Below are 21,481 nucleotides of genomic sequence, written 5' to 3'. Positions count from 1 at the left end.
TTACCAACTCAGGCCGGGCATGTTGGGCAGCGGCATGCCCAGGGCGAATTCGAACAGGGCGTAGAGCCCCACTGTCAGGATGGCGCCGCTGGCCAGCGACGGCTTCCAGGGCGCCCCGAACAGCCGGACCAACACGATGACGGTGACCAGGGACGCCGGCAGAAAGCCCCACGGCTCGAGAAAGACCGCATAGCCCCCCAGCAGCAGCAACGCCCCCACCTGACGCAACAGGGCGGCGCGGTGCGGCCAGCGCTGGTTGAAGCCGGGCCGCAGGATCAGATACAGCGCCAGCAGGCCCAGCGGCACGCTGACCAGGCGGGGAAACGCTCCCGGCCCCACCGGCTGCATGAAACCGGTGGCGAAGCTGTGTGAATGCCACCAGGCGCCTGCCGCCAACACCGCCAGCACGGCCCCGGCGATGCGGTCACCGATGACACCGGGGCTACGCCCGGCGTCCATGCCGGGCTCATGCATACCGGGCTCGCTCACTGGATGACCCCGATCTCCCGGGAAATCGCCTCGACCTCGTCGATGGACTGGCGCACGAAGTCGTTGAACTCCGCCCCACCGCGCCACAGCGGTACCAGGCCGTTCTGCTGGGCAACGTCCTTCCACGCCTCGCTCTCGTAGAGCGTCTGCAGGGTATCGACCATGGCCGCATAGTCGTCATCCGAGACATCGCCGCCGGTATAGAAGCCGCGCCAGTTGTAGCCGGTCACATCGTAGCCCTGGGAGACGGCGGTCGGGAGCTCTTCGAAGGGAGGCGGCAGTGGATCGTCGGACAGCACCGCCAGGACCCGCACGTCGCCGGATTCGATGAAGCCGGCGATCTCGCCCAGGTCGGTGGAGACGACATCCACATGGCCACCCATCATCTGGGTCACGGCCGGGCCCCCACCGTCGAACTGCACCCAGCGCACACTGCCGATCTGGTCGGCCGGCATGCCGGCGGCCTTGGCCACCATCAGGGCACGGATGTGATCCCAGCCGCCGGCACCGCTGGAGCCTGCCATGGCCAGCGAATCCGGCTCCTCGATCATGGTCTCGAGCAACTGGTCGAGACTCTCGTAGGGGCTATCGTCGTCGACCAGGATGACCCCCACGTCCGTGCCCAGCATGGCCAGCCAGCGCATGGTGTCGGCGCCGCCCGGGTACTGGCCCTGGGCGATCTGGGTCATGCCCACCGTGCTGGTGGCAACGATCAGGTCGCTGTCCGCGGGCCGCTTGCTGGCCACGTTGGCAAACGCCACGGCCCCGACACCGCCCGGCATGTTGGTGACCTGGACGGGGCTGTCCACCAGTTCCAGCTCGCGCAGCAGCTTGCCTACCGAACGGCAGGTAAAATCCCAGCCGCCTCCGGGATCGGCCGGGGCGATGCATTCGCTGATGGGCAGCGCCTGGCTCGGCGCGCTGAAAGCCAGGCCGAGACTCAGTAAGGCCGAGGCGGCAAGGCCGTGGCGGGCATGCGTGAAGGCTGGCATCTTGTTGTTCCTCCGCTTGTTTTTTTATGCTGCTCGTTATCAAGGTTGGGACCCGTACGGATCCTGGCGACCCCTTGCAGGGTAGTTCAAATCACGCCTTGCTCATGCAGGGCGTCGACTGCCGCTTCGTCGAGGCCCAACTCGAGCAGGATGTCACGGGTATGTTCGCCGAGTCTCGGCACCGGGTGATGGACCGCCGCCGGGGCCTCGCTCATCTTCACCGGGAAGCCGGTGGTGGGCACCCGGCCGAACTCTCCCTGATCCAGTTCGATCTTCATCTGCTGGGCCTGCACCTGGGGGTCCTCGAAGGTCTCGCGCAGGTTGTAGACCCGTCCGCAGGGCACGCCGGCCCGGTTGAGGTGCTCGATCCATTCGTCGACGCTGCGCCGCTCGGTCACCCGCGTCAGGATCTCGCGCAGCGCCTCGCGGTTGGCCATGCGCTGAGCGTTGTTGGTGAAGCGCTCGTCTTCGAGCAGGTGCAGCATGTCCAGCGCGCCCAGGAAGCGTTCGACCATGATGTCGTTGCTGGGTGCGATGGCCACTTCGCCATCGCTGGCCTGGAACAGGCCATAGGGATAGAGCATGGGATGGTCATTGCCGGTGCGTGCCGGTACTTGACCGGTGGCGAAGAACTCCGCCGCCAGGTAGCCCATCATGCTGATCAGCCCATTGGTCAGGGCGGTCTCGACGATATCGCCTTGGCCGGTTCGCTCGCGGCGTACCAGCGCCGCACAGATACCGAAGGCCAGATTCTGGCTGGCGACCATGTCGCTGATCGGTGGCGCCGCCCGCATGGGTTCACCGTCGCCGGGCCCGTTGACGCCCATGAAGCCGCTCATGGCCTGGGCGATGAAGTCATAGGCCGGGCGATCGCGGTAAGGGCCGCTGGAGCCGAAGCCGTTGATGCGGCCGACGACCAGGTGCGGATAACGCTGGCGCAACGTCTCGTCGTCGAGCCCCATCTTCGCCATGACCCCGGGGCGGAAGTTCTCGACCAGCACATCGGCCTCTTCGAGCAGCCGGCAGAGCAGTGCCTTGCCCTCCTCGCGGCGCAGATCGAGCGTCAGGGAGCGCTTGTTGCGATTGAACTGGGCGAAATACCAGCTGAAGCCGTTCACCATGTTGCCCTGGGAGCGCACGATGTCACCGCGTCCCGGCGGCTCGACCTTGATCACCTCGGCACCGTGATCGCCCAGGATCTGGGTGCAGAAGGGCCCCGAGATCACCCGGGTCAGATCGATGACGCGAATGCCGTCGAGGGCACCCGCCGTGTGAGATTGCGAAGCTGACATGCTCATCCTTTTGCCGTGGCCACGGCCGAACAGTCGCTGAGCGACAGTCGCGGCCCGGCCTTGGAAACCTGGGCCGGCAAGGGGCGCCCCATCAGGCGAGTGGCAATACGGGCGGCATCGATCATGCCCTCGAGATCGATGCCGGTCTCGATCCCCATCTCCCCGAGCAGGTAGACCAGATCCTCGCTGGCGATGTTGCCCGACGCGCCCGGAGCGAAGGGACAGCCTCCCAGGCCGCCGATCGAGCTCTCGTAACGGTCGACGCCAAGCGCCAGCCCCTGCATGACATTGGCCAGGCCGATGCCGCGGGTATTGTGGAAATGCAACGTCGGCGACAGGGAGGGAGCGACGTCGCGCAGGTGGAGAATACGCTCGGTCACCAGAGGAGGAGTCGCCATACCGGTGGTATCGCCCAGCGACACATGAACTGCACCGAGTTCGACGAAACGTCGCGCGATGCGCCCCACGGCAGCAACATCGACATTGCCCTCGAAGGGGCAACCGAAGCAAGTGGCAATCGCCCCGCGTAACTCGACATCGCTGCCCTCGAGCAGTTGGGAGACACGTTCGAAGGCCTGCAGCGATTCGCTCACGCTACCATTGACGTTCTTGGCGTTGTGGCTCTCCGAGGCCGAGACGAACAGCACCACGGAGTCGACACCCGCTTCCAGCGCGCGCTCGGCGCCACGCAGATTGGGCACCAGCGCCGAGAAGTGCACGCCCTCGAGGTCCTTGAGCTCGGCCACCAGTTCCGCCGCATCGGCCAGCGCCGGTACCGCCCGCGGGCTGACGAAGGAGGTCAACTCGAACTCCCTGACGCCGGCGGCGACCAGGGCCCTCACCAGCGCCGCCTTTTCCGACGTGGCTAGCAGGACCGCCTCGTTCTGCAGACCGTCGCGCGGACCGACCTCGGTGATATGGACCCGCCTGGGGCCCCAGGCTGTCGTCGGGGGAGAATGGTGCATGATCGCGCGCCCCGCCATGAGGTGGATGTCGAATAGTCCTTTGAATATAAAGAACTACCTCCACCAGCGACCATGCGCCTTTCGTACTAGTATGGTACGCACCGCCGGGGCAGGCTCACCGCCGCCGCGGTACGGTAACGCTCAATCCTCGGCCAGCGCCGGCAACAGCACTTTCACCTTGCGGGTGAGGGTATTGCGCCCCCAACCGAGCAATTCGGCGGCTTCGCCCTTGCGTCCACCGGTGTGCTTGAGCGCCGTCTCGATCAGGATGCGCTCGAAATCGGGTACCGCCTCCTCCAGCAGATGGGTATGCCCGGCGGACAGCGCACGGTCGGCCCAGTCGCGGAAAGCGGCTCGCCAATCGCTGGCGGTGGCTTCGCTGTCCCCGCCATTTCTCAGCTCCGGCGGCAGGTCGTCGACCAGCACCTCGCGGCCCGAGGCCATCACCGTCAGCCAGCGGCAGGTATTCTCGAGCTGGCGCACGTTGCCCGGCCAGGACAGCCGCGTCAGGTGCTGCTCGGCTTCCTTGGTCAACACCTTGGCCTCGGTGGACAGCTCGCGGGCGGCTTCGGCCAGGAAATGCTGGGCCAGGCGCGGGATATCCTCGCGACGTTCGGCCAGGCGCGGCAGGTGGATGCGGATCACGTTGAGACGGTGGAAGAGGTCCTCACGGAAACGGCCGTCCTCGACCAGGGTTTCCAGGTTCTGGTGCGTGGCGGCGATGATGCGCACATCGGCCTTCACCGAGACATGGCCCCCCACACGGTAGAACTCGCCGTCGGCCAGCACGCGCAGCAGGCGCGTCTGGGTGTCCGGCGGCATGTCACCGATCTCATCGAGAAACAGGGTGCCTCCGTCGGCCTGCTCGAAGCGGCCGCGGCGCTGGGCGGTGGCGCCGGTGAAGGCGCCCTTCTCGTGGCCGAACAGTTCGGACTCCATCAGGTCCTTGGGGATCGCCGCCATGTTCAGCGCAATGAACGGCTTGCCGGCGCGCGGGCTGTGCTGATGCAGGGCCTGGGCCACACGCTCCTTGCCGGTCCCCGACTCGCCATTGATCAGCACGGTGATATGCGACTGCGACAACCGCCCGATGGCCCGAAAGACCTCCTGCATCGCCGGCGCCTCGCCGATGATCTCGGCGGACAACCCCTCGGGGGCGGCCGCCGGGCTCTGGCGTTCGCGGGCATGGGCCACGGCACGACGCACCAGTGCCAGGGCCTCGTCGACATCGAAGGGCTTGGGCAGATATTCGAAGGCCCCTCCCTGATAGGAGGCCACGGCACTGTCCAGGTCGGAATGCGCGGTCATCACGATCACCGGTAGGTCCGGATGCGTCTCGCGTACCTTGGCCATCAGGTCGAGGCCATCCAGGCCCGGCATGCGGATATCGGTCACCAGCACATCGGGGGGCGACTGCAACAGTCTGCCGAGCGCGGTATCGGCGCGCTCGAAGCTCTCGACCTCGAGGTCGGGCTGGGCGAGTGCACGTTCCAGCACCCAGCGAATGGCTCGGTCATCGTCGACGATGACGATACGCGCGGCATCGGTCATAGGGCCCTCCTGCGGGTAGCACCGGCCTTCATCAGGCGGTCTCCAACGGCGTCAATAAACGAAATTCGGTATGTCCGGGGGCGGTATCGCATTCGATCAGTCCTTGATGTTGATGCAGAATCGACTGGGCGATGGACAGGCCCAGGCCACTGCCTTCGGCGCGACCGGACACCATCGGGTAGAAGAGCGTCTCGCGCAGGTGTTCAGGAATGCCGGGGCCGTTGTCGATGATCCCCACCTCGCAGACCAGGCGGTGGCGCTCGGCGCCCAGGGTGAACTGGCGCTTGGCGCGCGTGCGCAGGATCAGTCGCGGAGACGGGGTTGCGTTCTCTGTCATGGCCTCCAGGGCATTGCGCGCCACATTGAGCACGGCCTGGATCAACTGCGCTTCATCGCCGATCAGCTCCGGCAGGCTGGGGTCGTAGTCGCGCACCACCTCGACCTGCGGATGCTCGGCCATCAATAACGTCCTCACCCGCTCCAGCACGCGGTGAATATTCAGCGGCGCGTGGCGCTCCGGATGGTTGGGGCCGAGCATGCGATCGACCAGGTCGCGCAGCCGGTCGACCTCCTCGACGATGATGCGGGTGAACTCGACCAGTTGCGGATCGGGTAGGTCGCGCTCGAGCAATTGGGCGGCACCGCGGATACCCCCCAGGGGATTCTTGACCTCATGAGCCAAGCCACGGGACAGCACCTTGATGGTTTCCTGGCGGGCGATCAACGCCTCCTCGCGCGAGATGCGCAGCAGGCGGTCGCGTGGCTCGATTTCCAGCAGCAGCTCATCGTCGGAGAGCGGCGTGACGGTGAAATCCACCGTGATGCTGTCGCCACTGGCCAGCCTCAAGAGCGCCTCACGCTGGGTAAAGGGGTGGAATTCGACACGCGCCTTGGTCAACACCTCGGCGATCCCACCGTTGACGCCCTCCAGGCATTCCAGGTGGGTGCCCTGCACTCGCCCCAGGCTGACGGCCAGTAATGCCTCGGCCGACGGATTCAACCAGCGCACCCGCTGGGTGCCGTCGAGCAGCAGCACTGCCGTGGTCAGGTGTTCGAGCAGACGTTGATACATGGTGCATTCCAGGTCGATGCCATTCCCTATTGCTGTGCAAAAAGCGCGCCAGCCCCGAAATGGCGAAAAAGCGTGGAGGTTTGGCGAAACAAGGCCTCATGATGCACCAATTTAGTGCAACAGGGCGAGCGACTGCCATCATCCTGGGCATGGCAGGCACCCAGTCAGGTAGGAGGTCAATGCCGTTCGGGATCCCTGGGCGGTGGGTGCCGCTCGTCAGCCTCCCGATCGCGCTGGCGGGAACTGGTGCCGGCCTCGTATTCCAGGGCATTACGCTCGCGCACGCGCTGGGCATGGTCGAAGGCGTCCCTGAAGCCTCCGCTGTCATCATGGTGCACTTGCTGGCAAGGCCGTGGCCCGCCATCGGGACAAGTGAGGTGTGGCGCGAGCCTCGGGGTCAGCTAATTGGGGTTCTGCGGGAGGTTGACGCTGGCCCGCTGCACATAAAGGGTCACCGGCGCACTGCGGTGGCGCACCTCGCCGCTGGTATCGAGCAGTTCGGCCTGCAGCACATGCTCGCCCCGCTCCAGATTGGTGAGCATGAAGGCCGAGGTGTGCATGGCCGACTGACTGACTTCGCCATCGAGGAGCAGCCGCACTTGGTGATCCTCGCGCAACTCGGGCTCGATGCGCAGCTCGACCTGGACATTGCCGGCATAACCGGTGGGCAACGTCTCTTCGTTGCTGGGCGACGCGATGCGGAAGACGGAATAGGGCATGAATGGTGCGGCGGTATCGCTGCGCGGCGCCCCGGCCCGGCTTTCCCCGGCCGGTGCCACGACATCGGGCTCGAGCGACGGCACCACCGTCAGCGGTTCCAGCTCGACCGGCTCGGCCCCCTGATCGGGCTGATCGCTGAAGACCACATTGCCCTGTGCATCGGTGCTGCGATAGACGGTGGTCGCGGTGGCCGCAAACGGCAGGCAGATGCCCAGCAAGACCAGCACAAGTCGAAGTTTCATCCTCATCCTCACAGCGGCGCCGACCAGGGTCGGCAGTCGATGACGTTCGCTTTCTTGGAGAGTGTAATGCAAAAAGGGGTTCCCCCTCGCGGAGGAACCCCTTGACGACCCTGCCGCCAGGCGGCAGTCGATGTCAGCCGTCAGCAGCTGTAATACAGATCGAACTCGACCGGGTGCGTGGTCATGCGCAGGCGCTCCACGTCCTCTTCCTTGAGCTCGATGTAGGCATCGATCATGTCGTCGGTGAAGACGCCACCTTCGGTAAGGAAGGCACGATCCTTGTCCAGCGCTTCCAGGGCCTGCTCCAGGCTGTTGGCCACGGTGGGCACGGCCTTGCCTTCTTCCGGCGGCAGGTCATAGAGGTTCTTGTCCATGGCATCGCCAGGATGGATCCGGTTCTTGATGCCGTCGATACCCGCCATCAGCATCGCCGCGAAAGCCAGATAGGGGTTGGCAGTCGAATCCGGGAAGCGGATCTCGACGCGCTTGCCCTTGGGGCTGGCGGTGTAGGGGATACGGATGGAGGCGGAGCGGTTACGGGCTGAGTAGGCCAGCATCACCGGCGCCTCAAAGCCCGGCACCAGACGCTTGTAGGAGTTGGTGGCCGCGTTGGAGAAGGCGTTGATGGCGCGCGCATGCTTGATGATGCCGCCGATGTAGTACAGCGCCGTCTCGGACAGCCCGGCATACTCGTCCCCGGCAAACTGGTTGACGCCGTCCTTCCAGAACGACTGGTGGACGTGCATGCCGGATCCGTTGTCGCCGACCAGCGGCTTGGGCATGAAGGTAGCCGTCTTGCCATAGGCATGGGCCACGTTGTGGATGACGTACTTCATCTCCTGGACTTCGTCGGCCTTCTTGACCAGGGTGTTGAACTTGACCCCGATCTCGTTCTGGCCGGCGTTGGACACCTCGTGGTGGTGTACCTCGACGCTCTGGCCGATGGCCTCCAGGGTGTTGCACATGGCGCCGCGGATATCGTGGAAGCTATCCACCGGCGGTACCGGGAAGTAACCACCCTTGAGCCGCGGACGGTGGCCCAGGTTGCCACCCTCGATGGAACGGTCAGTGGCCCAGGCACCCTCTTCGGAGGAGATCTTGTACATGGCGCCTTCGATGTCGGCCTTCCAGTGCACCTCATCGAAGATGAAGAATTCCGGCTCCGGGCCGAAGAAGGCGGTATCGCCCAGGCCGGTGGACTGCAGATAGGCCTCGGCGCGCTTGGCGATGGAGCGCGGATCGCGCTCGTAGCCCTGCATGGTGGCCGGCTCGATGATGTCGCAGCGCAGCACCAGGGTGGCGTCTTCGGTGAACGGGTCGAGGAAGGCGGTACCGTCTTCCGGACGCAGGATCATGTCGGACTCGTTGATGCCCTTCCAGCCGGAAATGGAGGAGCCATCGAACATCTGGCCGTTCTCGAAGAATTCCTCGTCAACGGCGGCAGCCGGAATGGTGACGTGCTGCTCCTTACCCTTGGTATCGGTAAAACGCAGATCGACCCACTTGATGTCATGTTCGTCAATCAGGGCGAGGGTCTTCTCAGACATGTTGTCCTCCACAATGTGAGCGATGGCTCGTCTCGTTGGCTTAGGTATCCAGCGTCGTTTGTAGCATGCCCCGGGCACCTTGCCCACGGCTGTCATGACGACGAATCGGCATCAATGACTCTGAAGAGTGCAATGCAGGCAGCGTGCCAAAATGGCGCACATTCTTCTTAAAAAACCTCAACTCATTGAAACAAAATGAGTTTGCCACGCGGTCTCGGGTTACCTTGTGACATGGCATCGAGGTAACCGGCCATCGATCCGGGGGCCAATGCACCAAGGTGGAACAAAAAATCTCATCAATGCACCATAATGGTGCATTACGCTCCACGATATGCTGCAGTATGGTTCAGCCAACCTTTCTCTGTCGCCCTCTAGGTAGCGTAATGATCAGAAAAATCAGCCAGGCAATGAATTGATACTTTGTGAAACTAAAGGCTACTCTTCATTACAAGGAGCCAGATGCGATCTCGCTTTCACCAGCGTAGGACAGTGATGCGACGCGAAGCCTCAGTAATCACCAGTGGCCACGACTTGCCGGCCCTGGCAAGCTCAGGGGGCGCTACCCTCGATGAACGCCTTTTGCATCATTGTCGATTCGCGATTGATGGCATCACGCCTACCGCGCTGCCTGGCAACGCTGAAAAGCGCCGTGCAGTGCTTTCCAGGGCGGGTGGAGATTCGTGTCGTCTGTGATGAGGAGAGCGTGCGGCTGGCGCGCTTGTGCCGGCGCTTCGGCGCCCGTTTCGAAGCCATCGCACAGCCCTCGGTCGGCGCCCGCGGTAACGAGGTCGTGCACCGCACCCCCAGCGAAGCGCTGGTGTTTCCCGCGCCGCGCAGCAAACTCGATGACCACTGGCTGACCAGTGCCGACAACCTGCTGAGCCAGCAGCACTGGGACGCCATCCTGTTCCAGCCACGCGACTCGGCGTTATGGCCGCGGGGATTCGAGCGACTGTGGCGCAGCACACCTCCTCCCGGCACGCTGTGCGTGCATCGCGACTGGTTCGAACGCATTGGCGGTTTCGACCCCGCCCTCGACGAAACCGCCTATCGGGACCTGGTGACACGCCTACGCGCCTGCCAGGCCAGGGTACTCGAGCTGCCCTTATAATAAAGTGCGAGTACGCAAGGCTGCGGACGAGTGAGTGAGGGCTTACACTGGAAGGCATCTCCGCCAAGGAGAAACGCCATGAACGGATTGGGTCTTGCCCGCGATCTTGCCCAGCGTCTGCGTGGCCACTGGCGGCGCAGCCTGGCCGAACCCCTGCAGGGGCGCAGCGCCATCCTCGTACTGCACCGAGTGCTCGCCGATGAGCAGGCCGCCCGTCTGCCGCATCGCGCCCCTTACTGCCTGGGCCCGGAGAGCTTCCAGCATCTGTTGATGAGCCTGGTGGAAGTGGCACGCATCGTCAGCCTCGAGACGGCACTCAAACCCCACCGCGACCCGCGCGCCTGCATCGCCCTGACCTTCGATGATGGCTGGCGCGACACCGCCGACTACGCCGCCCCGGTGCTCGATCACTATGCCCTGCCGGCGAGCCTCTTCGTCACCACCGGGCTGCTCGGCAAGCCGCGCGGTTTCTGGTGGGAAGTCATCGCCGAAAGCCTGTGGACACGCCAGCGCCCCGAACAGGTCCGCGACGCCATGGGCGATGCCGACCTGCCGCTGCCGCCCATGCCGCCGCCACACCCGGACGACGCCTACAGCCAGGCCCTGCTGGATTATCTCGGGCGACTGCAATCCGCCTGTCCGCTGACGATCAACTCCGTGGCCGAAGAACTGCACCGTCTGCTCGATCTGCCGCCCCACGGCATCGACCCCTTCACCCTGCGACGGCTGGAAAACACCGGCCTGATCCGCTTCGGCGCCCACGGTGTGCTGCCGGAAGCCCTGGAGCCGCTGAGCGATGAGCGGGTGTGCTGGCACATCCGGCGCTCGCGCAAGGACCTCAAGCGGCTATGCCGCGAGCCACTCGACGCCTTCGCCTATTTCGATGCCTACCCCTCGGCGCGCCTCAGGCGCCTGGCCAACCGCTGTGGCGTACAACTGGCCCTGGCCGGCAACGGCGGCTGGCTCAGCCACCGCAACGACCCCTTGGCCATCCCGCGCATCCCCATCAGCCAGCCGGTGGCGCAAAGTCCCGGCCGCCTGTACGACTGGTTGTTGGGCTATCGCTGAGCGCCCTAACCCCTTGATCTGGCGTTCAGCAGCGTCAGATTGAACAAATTTTAGCCGACAACGCTAGCAGGGGTTGTGGCCCAGCCCCTATAATGCGCCCCACTTTTACCCTGCAGGATCCCGTCGTGATCGAGAAACTTCGCAACATCGCCATCATCGCTCACGTCGACCATGGCAAGACCACCCTGGTCGACAAGCTGTTGAGCCAGTCCGGCACCCTGGACCGCAAGGCCGAGGGCCAAGAGCGCATCATGGACTCCAACGACCAGGAGAAGGAACGCGGCATTACCATCCTGGCCAAGAACACGGCGATCCGCTGGCAGGCGCCTGACTCCGATCAGGCTTATCACATCAACATCGTCGACACCCCGGGACACGCCGACTTCGGCGGCGAGGTCGAGCGCGTGATGTCGATGGTCGACTCGGTGCTGTTGCTGGTCGATGCCGTCGACGGCCCCATGCCGCAGACCCGCTTCGTGACCCAGAAGGCCTTCGCCCAAGGGCTGAAGCCGATCGTGGTGGTCAACAAGATCGACCGTCCCGGCGCACGCCCCGACTGGGTCATCGACCAGATCTTCGACCTGTTCGACAACCTCGGCGCCACCGACGAGCAGCTCGATTTCCCGATCATCTACTGCTCGGCGCTCAACGGCATCGCCGGTCCCGAGCCGGATCAGCTCGCCGATGACATGACGCCGATGTTCCAGTCCATCGTCGATATCGTCGAGCCGCCCAACGTCGAGCTCGACGGCCCGTTCCAGATGCAGATCTCGGCGCTGGACTACAACAGCTACGTCGGCGTCATCGGGCTGGGCCGCATCAAGCGCGGCGCGGTACGCCCCAACCAGCAGGTCAGCGTGGTCGGCACCGACGGCAAGACGCGCAAGGGCAAGATCGGCCAGGTGATGACTCACATGGGCCTGGAGCGGGTGCAGACCGAACAGGCCACCGCCGGTGACATCGTCTGTATCACCGGTATCGACGACCTCGCCATCTCCGACACCCTGTGCGATCCGATCGCCGTCGAGGCGCTGCCGCCGCTGTCGGTCGACGAGCCCACCGTGTCCATGACCTTCCAGGTCAACGACTCGCCGTTCGCCGGCCGTGACGGCAAGTACGTCACCAGCCGCAACATCAAGGACCGCCTCGACCAGGAGCTGATCCACAACGTCGCCCTGCGCGTCGAGCAGGGCGAGTCCCCGGAGAAGTTCAAGGTCTCCGGGCGCGGCGAGCTGCACCTCTCGGTGCTGATCGAGACCATGCGGCGCGAAGGCTTCGAGCTGGCCGTGGGCCGCCCCGAGGTGATCATCCGCGAGATCGACGGCGTCAAGCAGGAGCCGTACGAAGAGGTGATCATCGACTGCGAAGAGCAGCACCAGGGCGCCATCATGGAAGAGCTCGGCTACCGCAAGGGCGAGTTGAGCAACATGAACCCCGACGGCAAGGGCCGTGTGCGCCTGGACTTCATCATCCCGGCCCGCGGCTTGATCGGCTTCCGCGGCCAGTTCCTGACCCTGACCTCGGGCACCGGCATCCTCACCAGCCGTTTCGATCACTACGGCCCGCTCAAGCCCGACGCATCCATCGAGCGGCGCAACGGCGTCCTGGTGTCGATGGTTCCCGGCAAGGCGCTGGCCTACGCCCTTTATGCGCTGCAGGAGCGCGGCAAGCTGATCATCGACCACGGCACCGAGGTCTATGAAGGCATGCTGGTGGGCATCAACAACCGCGCCAACGACATGGTGGTCAACCCGACCAAGGGCAAGAAACTCGACAACATGCGCGCCTCGGGCAACGACGAGAACATCGTGCTGACCCCGCCGGTGAAGTTCTCGCTGGAACAGGCGATCGAGTTCCTCGATTCCGACGAGCTGGTGGAAGTCACGCCCAACCACATCCGCCTGCGCAAGAAGCATCTCACCGAGAACGAGCGCAAGCGGGCCAGCAAAGGTTAAGCCCGCCGCCCTCGCTGCGTTGAAGCCCACCCCCGCGGTGGGCTTTTTCGTTTGCATGGAAAGTGGCTAATCTGACAATACAGCCAAACAGTGAGAGGAGATCCCACATGCACAAGCACGTGGAATGGGACGACCCCGGCAGAGACAGTGTCATGGCGCTCTACGCCAATGACCCCGAAGACTATGTCGAGCCACACCCCGGCAGCATCATCTCCGCCCACTACCAGGGCATCACGGTGCGCGTCCGCGTAGAGGCCTTCGTCAATAACGACACCAGCATCGGCGAGGTAGTCGCCCTGATCAATCCACGCACCGGGGAACGCAAGAGAATACACGGCAAGCTGACGCTGGGTGACATGGTACGCCTGCCCGACGCCATGCGAGCCCTCGACCGCCGCGATCCCGACGCGGAGAGCAATGCCTGACGCCTTCGCTTCCCCCGACCCTCGACCCCAAGCTCGTCGCCGCAGGGAACGCTGCGCTCTCCATTGAATCACGCCGAGGTGAGAATTATGATCACCTCGGCAACCACCAGAGTCGTCATCGACCGACCAGGGCCCTCATCCAACGCCTCATAAACGCTTGCCATCTGGTCAAGTGCCGTTGCCTGGCGCACAGTTGTGCTTTCGCTGCTCCGCCAAGGGGCACGTAACGATTGTCGGCCCTGGTACAAGATCAATAACACGATAGGATGGGGAATGAGCGCGATCATCGAGGTCAGCCATGTCTACAAATCCTTCGGTGGCCTGAGAGTCATCGATGACTGCTCGATCCAGGTCGAGGAAGGTTCCATCACCGGCATGATCGGTCCCAACGGTGCCGGCAAGACCACCCTGTTCAACATCATCGCCGGCAACCTGCCATTGGATGCCGGCCGCGTCGTGTTCGATGGCGAGGACATCACCAACCTGCCCTCCGATGTGCTCTTCCACAAAGGGCTGCTGCGCACCTTCCAGATCGCCCACGAGTTCACGCAGCTGACCGCGCTGGAAAACCTGATGATGGTGCCGCCGCGCCAGCTCGGCGAGAACCTGTTCAGCGCCTGGCTCAAGCCCGGCGAGGTCCGCCAACAGGAAAGCGAAGTGCGAAGCCGAGCCCTGGAGGTCATCGACTTCATCGGCCTGCGTCAGGTCCGCAACGAGCTGGCCGGCAATCTCTCCGGCGGCCAGAAGAAGCTGCTGGAACTCGGCCGCACCATGATGACCGATGCCCGCGTGGTGCTGCTCGACGAGATTGCGGCCGGCGTCAACCGCACCCTGCTCGGCGACCTGGTCGCGAACATCGAACGCCTCAATCGCGAGATGGGCTACACCTTCCTGGTCATCGAACACGACATGGACATGATCGCCCGCCTCTGCGATCCGGTGATCGTGCTGGCCCAGGGGCGCGTGATGGTGGAAGGCACCATCGAAGAGGTCCGAAACAATCCCGATGTCATCGAGGCCTACTTCGGGGCCAAGACAGAATAAGATCCCGCATGAGGCGTCGGTGAACGTCGATCGCTCGCCGTTGCGGAAAATACAATCCGGAGCGTACGCATGGCATTACTGGAAGCAACCGATGTGCATGGCGGCTATGGCGGCATGAACATCCTCAACGGTGTCGAGATGTCGATCGAGGCCAACGAAATCGGCGTGATCGTCGGCCCCAACGGGGCCGGCAAGTCGACCATGCTCAAGGCCATCTTCGGCCTGCTGCATGTCAGCCAGGGCGAGGTCCGCCTGCGCGGCGAGCCGATCACCAACACGGCGCCCAACAAGCTGGTCCATCAGGGCATGGGCTTCGTGCCTCAGGAACACAACATCTTCCCCAGTCTCAGCGTGCAGGAAAATCTCGAAATGGGCGCCTATATCCGCCCCGAGAACTTCCGCCGCATGCTCGAGCAGGTCTATGAATTCTTCCCACCGCTACGCGAGAAGCGCAAGCAGCCGGCCGGCGAACTCTCCGGGGGGCAGCGCCAGATGGTGGCCATGGGACGCGCCTTGATGGTCGAACCCAGCCTACTGCTGCTCGACGAGCCCACCGCCGGGTTATCGCCACTGTTCATGAACGAGATTTTCGAGCGCATCAAGAAGATCAACGCCGCGGGGGTCGGCATCCTGATGGTCGAGCAGAACGCCAAGCAGGCGCTCGCCATCGCCCACAAGGGCTTCGTGCTGGCGTCGGGGCAGAACCGCTTCACCGATACCGGCGAGAACCTGCTCAACGATCCGGATGTCGCCAAGAGTTTCCTTGGCGGCTAGGTTGCGTCCGCTGCAAGCATCCCCTGGGGAGATAACGTTTTGAACGAACTGGTTTTCTTCATCAACTACGTGGTGATTTCCGGCACGGTGTCGGGCTCCATCTATGCCATGGGAGCGATCGGCGTGACGCTGGTGTTCAGCATCATGCGCTTCGCCCACTTCGCACATGCCGACATGATGACGCTGGGCGCCTTCGTGGTACTCCTGATGACCACCCTGTTCCCGGAGGTCGGCGCCACCGTGGGGTTGCCCAGCGCCTTGCTCATGCTGCCGGTCGCGATGCTGGTCACCGCCGCCGCCGCGGTAGGCATCGACCGCGCCTTCTACAAGCCGCTACGCGCCCACAACGTCAAACCCATCGTGATGGTGATCGCCTCGCTGGGCGTGACCCTGATGCTGCAAGGGTTGATCCGGCTGTTCTCCGGCACCGGCGCCGCGAGCCTGTATATCGCCGAGCGCAAGGATATCTTCCGCCTCGAACTGCCCTTCGAGCTGGCCACCCGGCCGATCGTCGTCACCGAACCGCAGATCATCCTGTTCGTGTTCGCCCTGGTCGCGGTAGTGAGCCTGCACCTGTTCCTGAGTCGTTCACGGCTGGGCAAGGCGATGCGCGCCATGTCCGACAACCCGGACCTGGCGCGCGCCTCGGGCATCAACACCAACACCATCGTCGCCGTGACCTGGGTCATCGCCGGGGCACTGGCCGCCGCCGCCGGCACCTTGTTATCGCTGGATGTCGCCTTCAAGCCCGACCTCAGCTTCTTCCTGCTGCTGCCGATCTTCGCCGCGGCCATCGTCGGCGGTGTCGGTCATCCCTACGGCGCGATCGCCGGTGGCTTCGTGGTCGGCTTCGCCGAAACGCTGGCCGTGTTCAACTGGGCGGTGTTGTTGCGCCCCTTCCGCGACCGCTTTCCCGAGTGGCTGGACCTCCCCAGCAACCTGGCCTTCGTCGGCACCGAGTACAAGATCGTGGTGCCCTTCTTCATCATGGTCGCCATCCTGGTATGGCGCCCCACCGGCATCTTCAAGGGGAAGGTAATCTAATGACAAGAACGCTTCCTGCCCGTGAACTCGCGCTCTTCGCCGGCCTGTTCGTCGCCGTATTGCTCGTCTATCTGGGGATGGGCGCTGCCTACAGCACCCGCATGCTGGTCGAGGCCGCCTGCTATGCCATCCTTGCCCTCGGCCTGACCATCCAATGGGGCTATGCGGGACAGTTCAATGCCGGGGTGATGGGCTTCGTGGCGCTGGGTGGCTTCTGCGCGATGTTCTTCAGCGTGCCCGTCAACCCGGCGTTCTGGGACACCGAGCTGCCAGGCGAGTTGGGCCGCGTGCTGCTGTACGTGGTGGTCGCCGCGATCATGGTCTATGGCGCGAGCCGGCTCGATCGCCTCGGGGTGCCGAAGCGGCTGCGCACCATCATCGCGGTCGTGCTGGCCGTGCTCCTCTATCTGGTAGTGATCAGTAACCTGCGTGAGGTAACCGGCGAGATCGAGTCGCGCGCCCAGTTCATCGGCGGCCTGGGCCTGCCGGCCTGGGTCGGCTGGATCTTCGGCGGCGCACTGGCCGGTGGCATCGGCTATTTCATCGGCCGGATCTGCCTGGGGCTACGCAGCGACTACCTGGCCATCGCCACCCTGGGCATCGCCGAGATCATCAAGGCCTTTCTCAAGAACTCCGACTGGCTGACCCGTGGCACCGCCACCGTCTCGCCATTGCCCTGGCCGACTCCCGGCGCCGGCGAGCTCGGCTTCATCGTGTCCCGCGCGCTGTACCTGTCGGTCACGGCGGTGTTGATCGCCGTCATCTTCTTCCTGCTCAACCGCGCCTACCACGCCCCCTGGGGCCGCATGATCCGCGCCATCCGCGACAACGAGACCTCGGCCGCGGCGATGGGCAAGCACATCAACATGCGACGCCTCGAGATCTTCGTGCTGGGCTGCATCCTGATGGGCATCGGCGGCGCGGCGCTGACCAGCTTCAACAGCATCTTCGACCCGCAAGGCTACCTGCCGCTCAACCACACCTTCCTGGTACTGGTGATGGTGATCCTCGGCGGCCCCGGCAACAACCTGGGCACCATCTTCGGTGCCGTGCTGGTGTACATCATCTGGATCATGTCCGAGCCCCTGGCGCTGTTCGTGATGCATTCCGTCGTCTATCTCGGAGAAGGCTGGTTCGGCTGGGAGCCGGTCGGCAATCTCGACAGTCGGGCGCTACAGGCCCGGGTCTTCGTCATCGGCCTGCTGATCTCGCTGGTGCTGCGCTATGCGCCCAAGGGGGTGATGCCGGAGAAGGTACCCCACCACACTTGAGCGTGGGCCAAACCGTCCGACCCGTTCGCCGACCTTCGCACACCAGTTCGGCACGAGGTCGGCCGATACACCAAGGCCCCGGCTGAATGAACCGTCCAACTATTGGGGGTCAGTTCAAAACCGCCGGGGCCTTGTCGTCACGGGCTAGCGTCGGGACTTACAAGTCGATGAAGCCCTTGTTCACGAACTCCCCGTCTTCGACCGCCATCTCGACCACCACGCCCGGCACGTCGCCGTTCTCGTCGAACTCATGGGTCCCGGAAGCGCCTTCATAGTTGACGTCCTGGCCATCGGCCAGCAGTTGCTTGGCCTTTTCCCACTCGCCCGGCAGGATGACTTCACCCGGCGCCGATGCGACCTCACGTAGCGCATCGGACAGGCCCTCGCGATTGCCGCTGCCGTTCTTCTCGATAGCCAGGCCCAACAGGAAGGCGGCATCGTAGGATTGGGCGGCGAACACCGCGCTAGGGTCGATCCCGGCCTCGTTGGCCAGGTCCTGGAAGATCCCCGATCCGGGGATATCCGGCGATCCCGGACGCGTGGCAATCATGCCTTCCAGCACCTCGGGCCCCACCGCCTCGATCAGCGATGCGCCCACCATGCCGTCGCCCCCCACATACTGGGTGAAGGCCCCACTCTCGTAGGCCTGGCGCAGGATGGTCTGCCCCGAGGTGTCGGCATAGGCCAGCACCACCAGCGTCTCGGCCCCCGAGGCCGACAGCGAACCCAGTTCGGAGCGATAGTCGGCGCGGTTGTCCTCATGGGCCAGGTTGGCCGTCACCGTGCCGCCCTCCGCTTCATAAGTGGCCACGAAGGCATCGGCCAGACCGCGACCATAGTCGTTGTTGACGTAGGTCACCGCCACTTCCTCGATATCCTTGGACAGCAGCAGCTTGGCCAGCATCTCGCCCTGGAAACCATCGGACGGTACGGTGCGGAACACCAGGTCGCTATCGTTCAGTTCGGTGACCGCCGGTGCCGTGGAGGCCGGCGAAACCATCACCACGCCACCCGGAATGGCCGCATTGTTGGCCGCCGCTATCGTGGCACCGGTACACAGCGCACCGACGATGGCCGTGACCTGCTCGCTGTTGACCATGCGGTCCGCCGCGTTGGACGCCGCCGAGGCATCGGAACAGGTGGTATCGCCGCTCGGCAGTGCCAGGTTCTGGCCATCCAGCAGGCCACCCTGCTCGTTGATATGGCGCACTGCCAGTTTCGCGCCGTCGAAGATCGGCGGCGTCAAGCTCTCGATCCCCCCAGTGAAGCCTCCCAGGAACCCGACTTTGACCTCGGCCTGCGCGGCACCCACAAAAGTGGTAGCGGCAACCGCCATTGCTAACAAGGCTTTCTTCATGATTATTCTCGCTATTACCAGTTAAATTAGTGCCTTCATAACTCTGGAAGTGTTTACGCAAAAACACAAGCCAGGCCCCGCCAACGCAAAGGCAACGACACACCTAAATATATTCAAGACATATCAGAAGGTTGCACATTGTGCTCAGGAACCATGCCATCATTTCAACGCTGGCCAGGAATGCCACCGACAAATGACAGAGTTCCCGAGTGTCGGTTGACTATGCTTACCCTGATCACGGGGCAGGCGAGTCACGCCTGTCCGCTCCTGCCCACCCGACAAGGAACCTGCCATGTTCCCCTGGCTCCCTCATTCACTACTGGGTGCCGCCTGCCTGGCACTGGGGATTCCCAGCGCCCTGGCGGGCGACACCGTCACCTACCAGGTCGATGGTGAGAGCTTCGAAGGCTACCACGCGCCCGCCGCCGACGATGCGCGTGGCGCGGTGCTGATCATCCACGACTGGGACGGCCTCACCGACTACGAAGTCCAGCGCGCCGACATGCTGGCCGAGATGGGTTATGACGCCTTCGCCGTGGATCTCTACGGTCAGGGCAATCGCCCCGTCGATACCGAGGCGCGCAAGGCCGAGACCGCCAAGCTCTACCAGGACCGCGAGCGCATGCGCACCCTGACGCTGGCCGGCCTGGAACAGGCCCGTGAACTCGGTGCCCAGGACACCGTGGTCATGGGCTACTGCTTCGGCGGCGCCGTGGTGCTCGAACTGGCCCGTTCCGGCGCCGCCGACGGCATCCAGGGTTATGCGACCTTCCATGGTGGCCTGGATACACCGCAAGGCCAGTCCTATGCCAGCGACACGTCGCCGCTCCTGATCGCCCATGGCGGTGCCGACAGCTCGGTCACCATGAGCGACGTCGCCGCCCTTTCCGAAGAGTTGGAAGCCGCCGGGGTCACCTACGAGATCCAGGTCTACTCCGGTGCCCCGCACGCCTTCACCGTGTTCGGCGGAGACCGCTACCAGAAGCGCGCCGACGAAAAGTCCTGGGCCGCCTTCCGTGACTTCCTCGACGAGGTCTTGTGATTGCTGTCGAGCAACGCCAATCACCCGACCGGCGTTGCGCTCGTGCTCGGCATGCTACAGTGACGGCAACCCTGTTCATCGACTCGCGAGGCCGTCATGGAAGTCACCGTGCTGTCCGGACACCGAGGGGAGATCGGCGTGGACCATGGCCGCGCCCATGCCGGCAGGATCACCGACAGCATCGCGGTCTACGACCGGCTGTTCCAGGACTTCGTCGGCCTGAGCTGGCACCAGGCGCGCCACCGAGCACAGCGCTTCTTGCCCGCGCTCGAGCGCCACTTTCCGGCGATCCTCGAGGAAGTCGATGGCCTGGCCCGCGGCGCCGGCGTCGACTTCGACGACATCCTGACCCTCAATTGCCGTAGCGAGATCTCGTTGACCCAGGCCAGCGGCGGCTGCTCGGCCTTCTCGCTGTACCGCCGCGGCCAGCAATGGCTGGCCCAGAACTGGGACTGGCGCCGGGATCAGCAGCGCAACGTGGTGGCGCTGACGATCAGCGCCGACGATGCGCCGCCGCTGGTCAGCGTCGGCGAGGCCGGCATGGTCGCCAAGATCGGGCTCAATGCCCATGGCATCGGCGTATGCCTCAATGCCATTCGCTCGCAGACCTGCGGCGACGGCCTGCCGATCCACTTCGCCCTGCGCAAGATCCTCGAAAGCCCCGACTTCACCGCGGCACGGCGCGTGGCGACCCACGACCACGTCGCCTCGCCCGCCCACTTCCTGCTCGCCAGCGCCGACGGCCAGGCCGCCGGCCTTGAAGTTCACCCCGGCCCGCCCGGCGAGATCCCGCCACGCGACGGCATCGTCACCCACACCAATCACCTCTACGCCACAACCGCCACCGCCGGCGTGAAAGACTTCCCGCGCCCCGACTCATACCCCAGGTTGACGCGGCTCGACGCACTCCTGGCGCAACCGGTCGCCGCCGACCCGGACGCCCTCTTCGCGTTGCTCAGCGACCACCACAATGCCCCGACGGGGATCTGCCGCCACACCAACCACGCCCAGCCCGAGGCCGAGCGCATGGAAACCCTGTTTGCCGTGGTCATGGACCTCAGCCGGCGTGAACTCCACCTGCGGCTCGGCAAGCCCTGCGAGAGCGTCGACACCCTACGGGTAACACTGCCAGCCAGCCCCTCATCGGTGCCGTGACGCGCGGGTCCCGGCTGTCGGTTCGCCGATCTCGCCCTTCAGATACTGCTCGGTGGTCAGCAGGAACAGGCGGCGGAACAGCTCGTGAATCGCCTCCTCGCGCTTCATCTCCAGCAACTCGTGATCCTCCTCCGCCAGTTGAGGATCCTGACGCGGATATTCCCACGCCAGACGCACCGACCCCGACGACGCATCGCAGATCTGCAACGTGGGGTTGGCCCCCTTGAACGCGGTATTGATTCGATACGGCATATGGCCTCCTTGCTTGACAGCATTTTTAAATGACAATAATTATCATTTGCAAATGAACTATAGGAGGTCGCGATGCAGGTGTCAAAGCCCCCTTCCCCGATCCGCACATCGGC

At 64.3% G+C, this 21,481-nt stretch carries 21 protein-coding genes; 10 read left to right on the top strand and 11 right to left on the bottom strand.

Annotated features, from left to right (window positions below):
* The 9 genes from ACFOEV_RS10810 to glnA form a co-directional block, all read right to left on the bottom strand.
* The gene (locus tag ACFOEV_RS10810) at nucleotides 1–474 is read right to left on the bottom strand and encodes a tripartite tricarboxylate transporter TctB family protein (protein ID WP_386773731.1); all 474 of its coding nucleotides are present in this window, start codon (nucleotides 472–474) and stop codon (nucleotides 1–3) included.
* Nucleotides 475–485: 11 nt separating this feature from the next.
* A complete protein-coding gene (locus ACFOEV_RS10805; RefSeq protein ID WP_386773729.1) occupies nucleotides 486–1,481 on the bottom strand; it encodes a Bug family tripartite tricarboxylate transporter substrate binding protein in 996 nt (331 codons plus the stop codon).
* Between the two features lie 86 nt (nucleotides 1,482–1,567).
* Complete coding sequence (locus ACFOEV_RS10800) at nucleotides 1,568–2,773, bottom strand: CaiB/BaiF CoA transferase family protein (protein ID WP_386773727.1); 1,206 nt, start codon at nucleotides 2,771–2,773, stop codon at nucleotides 1,568–1,570.
* Between the two features lie 2 nt (nucleotides 2,774–2,775).
* Nucleotides 2,776–3,738, bottom strand: a complete 963-nt coding sequence (locus ACFOEV_RS10795) for a hydroxymethylglutaryl-CoA lyase (protein WP_386773725.1) — start codon at nucleotides 3,736–3,738, stop codon at nucleotides 2,776–2,778.
* 141 nt (nucleotides 3,739–3,879) lie between these two features.
* The gene (gene ntrC / locus ACFOEV_RS10790) at nucleotides 3,880–5,289 is read right to left on the bottom strand and encodes a nitrogen regulation protein NR(I) (protein ID WP_386773723.1); all 1,410 of its coding nucleotides are present in this window, start codon (nucleotides 5,287–5,289) and stop codon (nucleotides 3,880–3,882) included.
* Between the two features lie 31 nt (nucleotides 5,290–5,320).
* Nucleotides 5,321–6,361: a nitrogen regulation protein NR(II) gene (gene glnL, locus ACFOEV_RS10785; protein WP_386773721.1), complete on the bottom strand. Its 1,041-nt coding sequence runs from the start codon at nucleotides 6,359–6,361 to the stop codon at nucleotides 5,321–5,323.
* 176 nt (nucleotides 6,362–6,537) lie between these two features.
* A complete protein-coding gene (locus tag ACFOEV_RS10780) occupies nucleotides 6,538–6,699 on the bottom strand; it encodes a hypothetical protein (protein WP_386773719.1) in 162 nt (53 codons plus the stop codon).
* 63 nt (nucleotides 6,700–6,762) lie between these two features.
* Complete coding sequence (locus ACFOEV_RS10775; protein ID WP_386773717.1) at nucleotides 6,763–7,323, bottom strand: DUF4124 domain-containing protein; 561 nt, start codon at nucleotides 7,321–7,323, stop codon at nucleotides 6,763–6,765.
* Nucleotides 7,324–7,463: 140 nt separating this feature from the next.
* Nucleotides 7,464–8,870 carry a glutamate--ammonia ligase gene (gene glnA / locus ACFOEV_RS10770; RefSeq protein ID WP_386773715.1) on the bottom strand — a complete coding sequence of 469 codons (1,407 nt, stop codon included), beginning with the start codon at nucleotides 8,868–8,870 and terminating at the stop codon, nucleotides 7,464–7,466.
* A gap of 604 nt (nucleotides 8,871–9,474) precedes the next feature.
* Between glnA and ACFOEV_RS10765 the strand changes: the two genes are divergently transcribed.
* The 8 genes from ACFOEV_RS10765 to ACFOEV_RS10730 all read left to right on the top strand — a co-directional run bounded on the left by ACFOEV_RS10765 (nucleotide 9,475) and on the right by ACFOEV_RS10730 (nucleotide 17,562).
* Nucleotides 9,475–9,981, top strand: coding sequence for a hypothetical protein (locus ACFOEV_RS10765; protein WP_386773713.1), 507 nt, complete (start codon nucleotides 9,475–9,477; stop codon nucleotides 9,979–9,981).
* A gap of 78 nt (nucleotides 9,982–10,059) precedes the next feature.
* The gene (locus ACFOEV_RS10760; protein ID WP_386773711.1) at nucleotides 10,060–11,049 is read left to right on the top strand and encodes a polysaccharide deacetylase family protein; all 990 of its coding nucleotides are present in this window, start codon (nucleotides 10,060–10,062) and stop codon (nucleotides 11,047–11,049) included.
* A 125-nt stretch (nucleotides 11,050–11,174) separates the two neighbouring features.
* Nucleotides 11,175–13,004 carry a translational GTPase TypA gene (gene typA, locus ACFOEV_RS10755; RefSeq protein WP_386773709.1) on the top strand — a complete coding sequence of 610 codons (1,830 nt, stop codon included), beginning with the start codon at nucleotides 11,175–11,177 and terminating at the stop codon, nucleotides 13,002–13,004.
* Nucleotides 13,005–13,111: 107 nt separating this feature from the next.
* Entirely contained in the window at nucleotides 13,112–13,429 is a 318-nt protein-coding gene (locus ACFOEV_RS10750; RefSeq protein WP_386773707.1) for a hypothetical protein, read from the top strand.
* A 273-nt stretch (nucleotides 13,430–13,702) separates the two neighbouring features.
* Nucleotides 13,703–14,473: an ABC transporter ATP-binding protein gene (locus ACFOEV_RS10745; RefSeq protein ID WP_386773705.1), complete on the top strand. Its 771-nt coding sequence runs from the start codon at nucleotides 13,703–13,705 to the stop codon at nucleotides 14,471–14,473.
* Between the two features lie 69 nt (nucleotides 14,474–14,542).
* Entirely contained in the window at nucleotides 14,543–15,247 is a 705-nt protein-coding gene (locus ACFOEV_RS10740; protein ID WP_386773703.1) for an ABC transporter ATP-binding protein, read from the top strand.
* Between the two features lie 39 nt (nucleotides 15,248–15,286).
* Nucleotides 15,287–16,291 carry a branched-chain amino acid ABC transporter permease gene (locus tag ACFOEV_RS10735; protein ID WP_386773701.1) on the top strand — a complete coding sequence of 335 codons (1,005 nt, stop codon included), beginning with the start codon at nucleotides 15,287–15,289 and terminating at the stop codon, nucleotides 16,289–16,291.
* On the top strand, nucleotides 16,291–17,562 hold the full coding sequence (locus ACFOEV_RS10730; protein WP_386773699.1) for a branched-chain amino acid ABC transporter permease: 1,272 nt from the start codon (nucleotides 16,291–16,293) through the stop codon (nucleotides 17,560–17,562). The genes ACFOEV_RS10735 and ACFOEV_RS10730 overlap by 1 nt, the downstream gene beginning before the upstream one ends.
* A 157-nt stretch (nucleotides 17,563–17,719) precedes the next feature.
* On the opposite strand, the gene ACFOEV_RS10725 is transcribed toward ACFOEV_RS10730, so the two are convergent.
* On the bottom strand, nucleotides 17,720–18,919 hold the full coding sequence (locus tag ACFOEV_RS10725) for an ABC transporter substrate-binding protein (protein ID WP_386773697.1): 1,200 nt from the start codon (nucleotides 18,917–18,919) through the stop codon (nucleotides 17,720–17,722).
* A 292-nt stretch (nucleotides 18,920–19,211) separates the two neighbouring features.
* Here ACFOEV_RS10725 and ACFOEV_RS10720 point away from each other — a divergent pair, with 292 nt between their 5' ends.
* Nucleotides 19,212–19,961, top strand: a complete 750-nt coding sequence (locus ACFOEV_RS10720; RefSeq protein ID WP_386773695.1) for a dienelactone hydrolase family protein — start codon at nucleotides 19,212–19,214, stop codon at nucleotides 19,959–19,961.
* A 96-nt stretch (nucleotides 19,962–20,057) separates the two neighbouring features.
* A complete protein-coding gene (locus tag ACFOEV_RS10715) occupies nucleotides 20,058–21,116 on the top strand; it encodes a C45 family autoproteolytic acyltransferase/hydolase (protein ID WP_386773693.1) in 1,059 nt (352 codons plus the stop codon).
* On the opposite strand, the gene ACFOEV_RS10710 is transcribed toward ACFOEV_RS10715, so the two are convergent.
* A complete protein-coding gene (locus tag ACFOEV_RS10710; RefSeq protein ID WP_386773691.1) occupies nucleotides 21,102–21,368 on the bottom strand; it encodes a hypothetical protein in 267 nt (88 codons plus the stop codon). The genes ACFOEV_RS10715 and ACFOEV_RS10710 overlap by 15 nt on opposite strands.
* Nucleotides 21,369–21,481: the final 113 nt, after the last annotated feature.

Origin of the sequence: Litchfieldella rifensis, from assembly GCF_042646605.1 — a bacterium.
In the GTDB taxonomy this organism is placed as follows: Bacteria; Pseudomonadota; Gammaproteobacteria; order Pseudomonadales; family Halomonadaceae; genus Litchfieldella; species Litchfieldella rifensis.
Note: the sequence above shows the minus strand (reverse complement) of the source record. Positions and strands in the feature narration are given on the sequence as shown.